5 protein-coding genes are annotated in these 5,679 nt (G+C 68.5%); 4 read left to right on the top strand and 1 reads right to left on the bottom strand.

All coding sequences use genetic code 11. The features are described 5' to 3' along the window. Positions 1–206: 206 nt before the first annotated feature. The 4 genes from ABTZ43_RS16835 to ABTZ43_RS16820 all read left to right on the top strand — a co-directional run bounded on the left by ABTZ43_RS16835 (position 207) and on the right by ABTZ43_RS16820 (position 4,272). On the top strand, positions 207–1,067 hold the full coding sequence (locus tag ABTZ43_RS16835; RefSeq protein ID WP_056415832.1) for a branched-chain amino acid ABC transporter permease: 861 nt from the start codon (positions 207–209) through the stop codon (positions 1,065–1,067). After that, positions 1,054–2,826, top strand: a complete 1,773-nt coding sequence (locus ABTZ43_RS16830; RefSeq protein WP_350539602.1) for a branched-chain amino acid ABC transporter ATP-binding protein/permease — start codon at positions 1,054–1,056, stop codon at positions 2,824–2,826. Before ABTZ43_RS16835 ends, ABTZ43_RS16830 begins: the two co-directional genes overlap by 14 nt. Next, the gene (locus ABTZ43_RS16825) at positions 2,823–3,515 is read left to right on the top strand and encodes an ABC transporter ATP-binding protein (RefSeq protein WP_350539601.1); all 693 of its coding nucleotides are present in this window, start codon (positions 2,823–2,825) and stop codon (positions 3,513–3,515) included. Before ABTZ43_RS16830 ends, ABTZ43_RS16825 begins: the two co-directional genes overlap by 4 nt. A 106-nt stretch (positions 3,516–3,621) precedes the next feature. Then, on the top strand, positions 3,622–4,272 hold the full coding sequence (locus tag ABTZ43_RS16820; RefSeq protein ID WP_350539600.1) for an HAD-IA family hydrolase: 651 nt from the start codon (positions 3,622–3,624) through the stop codon (positions 4,270–4,272). Between the two features lie 101 nt (positions 4,273–4,373). Here ABTZ43_RS16820 and ABTZ43_RS16815 read toward each other — a convergent pair whose 3' ends face one another. Further along, on the bottom strand, positions 4,374–5,468 hold the full coding sequence (locus tag ABTZ43_RS16815) for an HNH endonuclease signature motif containing protein (RefSeq protein ID WP_350539603.1): 1,095 nt from the start codon (positions 5,466–5,468) through the stop codon (positions 4,374–4,376). Positions 5,469–5,679: the final 211 nt, after the last annotated feature.

The raw sequence follows: 5,679 nt of genomic DNA, 5'->3' as shown, positions 1-5,679 counted from the left end.
CCGAGCCAGGTCCCACACCCCTCGTCTCGATCCGCTCACTCAGGGACCGAGCCAGGTCCCACACCCCTCGTCTCGATCCGCTCACTCAGGGACCGAGCCAGGTCCCACACCCCTCGTCTCGATCCGCTCACTCAGGGACCGGAAGCACTCCGGTTCCTGAGCGAGGAGCGAAGCGAGAGGAGGGGCCCACTCAGAAAGGACGCCTCATGCTGCAAGGCGCCATAGCCGGCCTCGCCGCCGGCGGTCTCTACGCCGTCCTCGGCGTGTGCCTGACCTTGATGTCCCGCCTCGTGCGCGTCGTCAACTTCGCGCAGGCCGCGACCGCGATGTTCGGCGCGTTCAGCGCGGTGTGGTTCGTCAGCGAACTCGGAGTGCCGATCTGGCTCGGCTCCGTGCTGGGCGTGCTCGTCGGCGGGATCCTCTCGGCAGCGATCGGATGGATCGCGGCGACGTGGCTGTCCGAGGCGTCCACGACCACCCGGTCCGCGATGACCGTCGGGCCGCTGCTCCTGCTGATCTCCCTGTCGTTCATCCTGTTCGGCAACAAGCCTCAGCCGTTCACGCCGATCATCGCGGGTCCCGCCTTCTCGTTCGGCGGCGTGGTGATCAGCCAGGTCACGGTAGCGACGGTCGTCATGGCCGTCGTCACCGCGATCGCCGTACGCGTCGTGCTGCGCCGCACGAGAGTCGGCACCCAGCTGCGCGCGCTCTCCGAGCGCCCGACCACGGCTGAGCTGCTCGGCATCCGCTCCCGTCCGCTCTCGATCGCCGTGTGGTTCGTCACGGGTGTGATCAGCGCGATCGCGATCATCATCGTGGCGCCGTCGCAGTCGAACGACGCGACGAGCCTCGCCATGCTCATCGTCCCCGCGGCGGCCGCCGCCCTTCTCGGAGGATTCCGTCGCCTCGATCTCGCCGTCATCGGCGGCGTGGTGCTCGGGGTGTTGAGCGGTCTGGTCGCGCAGATCGACGAAGTCGCCCTCGTGCGCAACTTCCTCCCGTTCCTGTTCATCGTCGTCCTCCTCCTGTGGACGCAGCGCAAGGAGGTGTGGGATGCCGCTCGCTGACCGTCCCTGGTTCCGTCTGTCCTGGCCCTTCGCCGTCGCGGCCGTCGCGATCGGAGTGGGTGCCGTCCTGAGCACGGCACTGCCGGGCTACTTCGTCTTCCTGGCGATCAGCGCTGTCATCGCATCGATCGCGATCCTCGGTCTCGGGATCGTCACGGGATCCGCGGGCATGATCGCCCTGTGCCAGCTCACGTTCGCGGCCGTCGGCGCCTGGATCGTGTCGCTGCTCAACGTCATGCACGCCCCCGGAGGCTTCGTCGTCTGGCTCGTGTTCGGCGGCATCGCGGCGGGTCTCGTCGGCATCCTCGTGGGGTTGCCCGCTCTTCGACTCCGCGGCGTCAACCTCGCGGTCGTGACGCTCGGCTTCGCGGCGGCCGCCGATGTGACCCTGGTGCAGATCCAGTTCCCCGGCTCGGCGGACGGCGCAGCGATCGAGCGTCCTGACCTCTTCTCGAACGATCGGGAGTTCTTCTTCCTGTCGATCGTCGTTCTCGCGGTCTGCGCGCTGGGCGTGTTCTTCCTCCAGCGGGGCCGGTGGGGTTCGAGCTGGAAGGCCGTCGCGTTCTCCGAGAGGGGCACGGCCGCAGCGGGACAGAGCGTGCAGACCGCCAAGCTCACCGCATTCGCCGTCTCGGCCGCCCTCGGCGGGATCGCGGGAGGACTGCTCGCCGGGCAGGTGCAGCTGCCGTTCGCGTCGAGCTTCACGCCGCTGCAGTCGCTCGCGCTGTACGTGCTCGCGATCATGTCAGGGGCGCATCTGATCGACATGGCGATCTTCGGCGGCATCCTCTGGGTGCTCGTCCCCGAGCTGCTCAAGCGCTGGGGCGTGCCGCAGGACTGGGCGTTCGTGGTCTTCGGAGTGCTCGGTGTGCAGGCTCTCACCAGCGGCACCAACCTCGGGCAGGGAATCCGCAACCTGATCTGGAGGCGCGCGGATCGCCGGACCGCGACAGCGACGCTGACGGCGCTCCCCCCGGATGCCGACGCCGAGGCCGCGGCGATCACCACCACGACGACCGCGACCGTCGATGAACGAGCTCTCGACGGCGCCCCGGTGCTCGCGGTCGAGGGACTCACCGTGCAGTTCGGCGCACTGAAGGCCCTGGACGACGTGTCCTTCCAGGTTCCCGCGGCGTCGATCATGGGCCTCATCGGGCCGAACGGCGCCGGCAAGTCGACGTTCGTCGATGCGATCAGCGGCTTCCTTCCGAAGCACGGCGGGCGTGTGCTCCTGGGCGACCGTGACCTCGGCGGTCTGTCGCCGACGCGTCGTGCGCGGCTCGGCCTGCGGCGTACCTTCCAGCAGGACAGAGTGCCGCCCGCGCTCACGGTCGGTGCGTACGTGCGGTTCGTCGCTCGACGTCGACTCGCGACCTCCGACATCGACGAGGTGCTGGAGTTCTTCGGATGCCCGCCCGCGAGTTCGCGTCTGTCGAGCGTGGATGTCGGCACCCGCCGGCTCGTCGAGGTGGCCGCGAACGTGCTCGCCCGACCGCGGTTGCTGATCCTCGACGAACCCGCGGCCGGACTGTTGCACGAGGAGCACCTGGCCCTCGCGGCTCGACTGCGCGAGCTTCCTGCCCGTTACGGCGTGGCGCTGATCATCATCGAGCATGATCTGGATCTGGTGCGCTCGGTCTGCCCGACGCTCACCGTGCTCGACTTCGGTCGGGTGCTGGCGTCGGGGCCGCAGGCCGAGGTGCTCGCGAACCCGGTCGTCGTGAAGGCCTATATGGGAGAGACGGAGCTGCTGAAGTGAGCGAACTCGTATTGGACTCGGTAGCTGTCAGCCGTGGAGCGGGTCCCGTGATCTCCGACGTGTCGCTGACCGTCAGAGGTGGCGAGGTGCTGGCGCTCGTGGGCCCGAACGGTGCCGGGAAGACGAGCCTGATCGAATCGGTGTCGGGCGTGACGCCGCATTCTGCGGGGACACTCATGCTCGACGGCGAGCCGCTCGACAAGCTCTCGCGAGTGGCGAGGGCCCGCCGCGGCATCGTGCACATCGAACAGGGCCGTGCGGTGTTCCCCTCGCTGACCGTGCGCGAGAACATCTCGCTCACCGCACGAACGCCCGCGGAGCTGGATGCTGCGCTCGAGCCGTTCCCCGAACTCGAGAAGCGCATCGACTCGCCGACGGCGCTCCTGTCGGGTGGCGAGCAGCAGATGGTGGTGCTCGCCCGCGCCTTCGCAGCGAAGCCGAAGATCCTCCTGATCGACGAGATGTCGCTCGGGCTCGCTCCGGTCGTCTTCATGCGGCTGATGCCGATCGTGACCTCGATCGCCGAATCGGGGGTCGGCGTCCTCCTCGTGGAGCAGTTCACGCAGCTCGCTCTCGGGCTCGCGCGGGAGGCCGTCGTCGTGGCCGGCGGGCAGGTCTCGTTCCAGGGCACGGCGGAGGCGTTGGCGGCCGACCCGCAGCTGCTGCACCGTGCGTATCTCGGCGGATGATGAGGGGGCACGTGAGCCGGCCGGGGCAGCCGGCATGGTCTGCATCCGGGCGCGCGGCTCTGCCGTCGCCGACGGGTGCGGGATGCGTCGGCAGTAGCCTGGGGAGATGACCGAGACCATCAGCGCCCGCGCCGTCCTGCTCGACATGGACGGCACTCTCGTCGATTCGACGGCCGTCGTGGAACGCCTGTGGCTGGCGTGGGCTGCGCCGCACGGGATCGACCCGGCGACCGTGCTGAGCGTCGTGCACGGACGTCAGGGCCATCAGAGCATGGCGATCATGCTGCCGGAGCGAGATCACGAGATCAACATCCGGGAGAACGCCGTGATGCTGGCGAACGAGAGCCAGGACGTCGACGGGGTCGTCGCCATCGAGGGCGCGGATGTGCTCCTTGCGGCGCTGCACCTCTACCCTCATGCGATCGTGACCTCGGCCGATCTCACGCTGATGAATGCGCGCATGGGGCAGGCAGGTCTCACTGTCCCCGCGCTGACCGTAACCGCGGAGAACGTGTCGGCATCGAAGCCGGATCCCGAGGGCTTCCTGCTGGGCGCGAAGATGCTCGGTGTCGACCCGGCCGACTGCGTGGTGTTCGAGGATTCGGGTGCGGGCATTCAGGCCGCTCACGCCGCGGGCATGCGCGTGATCGGGGTCGGCTCGCACGCCACCTCGCATGAACCGACCTTCCACGTCGACGACCTCACCCAGGTGGCCGTCGTGCCGACGGTCGACGGGTTCGAGCTCACCGTCCGGTGATGCGGCGCCCGTCGCACCGATGACGCGATGACGCGATGACGCGATGACGGACTCTCGTCGATGACGCGATGACGGACTCTCGTCGATGATGCTCGCCCCTGTCATCCCGTGCGGGCGAGCCGCGCGGGGACTCTCCGCCTGGCCGCGCTGAGTCGCGGGGTGCGCCATCGTTGGTCGGGGTCCCACCAGACAGGTCCCCGCACCTGGGGGATACCGTCGTTCATGCGGATCTCCCACCCGGACTTCCCGAGGGATCGGTGATGCCACCAGCACAACGGCACACCGTTATCCGTATGTGTCGGACCACCCCTCGCGTGCTCGGTGACGTGATGGATCTCACACCATGACGCCGGAACATGACATCCCGGGATCAGACATTCCTTGTCGCGGGCGATGATCGCCCGCCGTTGATGCACCGTGAAGACCCGGTCGGTGGTCGTGATCGCGATGATCCGCCCCTCATCGAACGCCACCCGCTGGATCGATCCGGTGCATGCGATCTGCGCGGCGACGCTCACGGGCACGTGGGCACCGGAACCGGTGATCGTCGCCCACCCACCATTCCCACCGCCCGACTCCGCGGCATTTCCGAAGGCGGCCCCCTGCGCGGCGTTGCTGAAGGAAGATCCCTGCGCAGCGTTTCCGAAGGCGGCTCCGGCGACGTGACTGCCGTCAGCGGCGAGACCTGTGGCGCCGAGGTGGGCAGCGAGGTCCGCCGCGTCGACGTTCACGACGAGGACCGGTGCCGCACCACCGAGGGTGGGCATGTCGTTGTGGCGGGCCGCGATCGCGAGAACCATCGCGAGAGCATCGTGACGCTTCTGCGCCGCAGTGCGGTCATCGAGCACACACCGCGGATCCGAGTTGAACGGATCCTCACCCTCGGCATCGGCATCGGCATCGGCACCCACACCGCCCACGCCAGTGCCGGCGCCGGAATCGACGTCGACATCGACGTCCGAGAAACCGGTGTCCGCACCATCACCGTCACTCGGCACGAAGTGCACGCCGGGCATCGGTGGTCCGTCGCCTTTGGGGTTGAGGATCGCGTCCATGATCGCCTGGAACTGTCCGGCGACATCCGGGGTCAGAAACCCGCGGATCGCATGCACCCCGTCCGTCAACCGGCCGATCGTGACACCCCGACGACGACACGCCACCTCATCTCTGGGCTCTTCCCCATCGGGGTCGAACATCGACGCGAGATCCTCCGCGAGCATCGCCAGATCCTGCACCGTCGGCGCAGGCCCCGAACCATCATCCACATCCTCCGGGTCGAGGTCCGGATCGACATCAGGGTCACCGCCGTCGTCGACCTCGACACCGTATCCGCGGGCGCACCCGGCCAACGCGACATCCGCCGCCAGGCGTTGATCCACGCTCAGCCGGTCCCACACCTTCTCTATC

Origin of the sequence: Microbacterium sp. NPDC097977 (genome assembly GCF_040302605.1) — a bacterium.
GTDB lineage: Bacteria > Actinomycetota > Actinomycetes > Actinomycetales > Microbacteriaceae > Microbacterium.
This window is presented reverse-complemented; position numbering and strand designations above follow the sequence as displayed.

Excerpts from the sequence above, each read along its gene's own strand:
- ABTZ43_RS16820 (WP_350539600.1), top strand. The coding sequence starts at position 3,622 with ATGACCGAGACCATCAGCGCCCGCGCCGTCCTGCTCGACATGGACGGC.
- ABTZ43_RS16815 (WP_350539603.1), bottom strand. The coding sequence starts at position 5,468 with ATGTTCGACCCCGATGGGGAAGAGCCCAGAGATGAGGTGGCGTGTCGT.
- ABTZ43_RS16830 (WP_350539602.1), top strand. The coding sequence starts at position 1,054 with ATGCCGCTCGCTGACCGTCCCTGGTTCCGTCTGTCCTGGCCCTTCGCC.
- ABTZ43_RS16835 (WP_056415832.1), top strand. The coding sequence starts at position 207 with ATGCTGCAAGGCGCCATAGCCGGCCTCGCCGCCGGCGGTCTCTACGCC.